General features: G+C 60.8%; 1 protein-coding gene. It reads right to left on the bottom strand.

The window, feature by feature from the left end; genetic code table 11:
* Positions 1 to 231 (bottom strand): AraC family ligand binding domain-containing protein (locus AC0L3U_RS39760; RefSeq protein ID WP_473365176.1); only part of this gene is annotated, 231 nt, incomplete at its 3' end.
* Between the last annotated feature and the right edge of the window lie 24 nt (positions 232 to 255).

The raw sequence follows: 255 nt of genomic DNA, 5'->3' as shown, positions 1-255 counted from the left end.
CAGATCGCTCACCCAATTGTGCGGCAAATTGGGGCCGGTGAGCACGAGATTACCTGGTTCGAAGTCGCCGATGAAGTCACCGACGAAATAGCGTCCGCTGGTGGCCACGACCTGATGGAGCTCGTACTCGGGATGGAAATGCCAGCGGACGGTGTGGAATGGGTAGCCGTGCGACCACGCCTTGAATGACTCGCCGCGCCGTATCTGGACAACTTCCAGGTCCGGTTCCATGTCCCCTCCCTTCAGGCCGGTGCG

The sequence above is a fragment of the Bradyrhizobium sp. Kon69 genome (assembly GCF_055807515.1).
This window is presented reverse-complemented; position numbering and strand designations above follow the sequence as displayed.